The organism is Spiroplasma endosymbiont of Lariophagus distinguendus (genome assembly GCF_023846195.1).
Classification (GTDB): Bacteria; Bacillota_I; Bacilli_A; order Mycoplasmatales; family VBWQ01; genus Spiroplasma_E.
On the sequence record NZ_JALMUW010000146.1, the window covers coordinates 1 to 826 of the forward strand.

Annotated in this window: 1 protein-coding gene; it reads right to left on the reverse strand. The window is 24.8% G+C overall.

What is annotated here, in order from left to right:
- The coding region (locus tag M0D11_RS06195) for a hypothetical protein (RefSeq protein ID WP_252321072.1) at positions 1 to 826 on the reverse strand (826 nt) is incomplete at both ends.

Sequence of the window (826 nt, forward strand, 5' to 3'; positions counted from 1 at the left end):
TGTTAATTTTTGTCCAGTTTTAGCATCTCATGGATAAACACTTATTCTATCACTTAATTTCATAGTCATAGCAGTTGTACTAACATTAGCACCTAACATTTTACCTAATTCAAAATCACTTGTATTTGAAAAAACATTTAAAGGAATAAATCAATTATCATCATTTTCTCCAATAATGGAACTTAAATTACTTGCAAAAAAAGCAGACATAAATCCGTTAAAAAATGCCATTTTTTTATATTGCTGATAATTTTGAGTTTTAATTCAACCAATTGGAATACCTAAAGTTAAAGCATTTAACATTTTACCAATTAAAGGATAAGAACTATATGCTACTGGTAATCATTGATTTGAATCATAAGGCATTTGTATTAATGGAGAAAATACTACACTATTAAAATTTAATATTGCTGACATATATTTTTGTGATATTTTACTATAATCAACAGTTGGACTTCCTATAATTAAATTAGTATCTGGGTCTTTATATTTAAAATTACTTGACATATCAACATTATAATTACCTTGTAAATTATTTATATTTCATTCTGAATCTCAAAAGAATTTTGCTTCTCCAATTGATTTACCATTACTATTAATTGCTAAATTTTTATTACATGCTAATAATCCTTTAAAATCTTTTTCTGCTAACATATCAAATCTTTTTGCTTCTAAAAATTTTTGTCAATTATCATAATTAGTATATCCAGTTGGTCTTGCATCCATTATATTATAAAATGTAGTTTCTGGGTGACTACTTGTAGTTATTTGGTCATTAATTCCTGCTAATAAACCACCATTATTTTTAACTTCAGTAGTACTATAA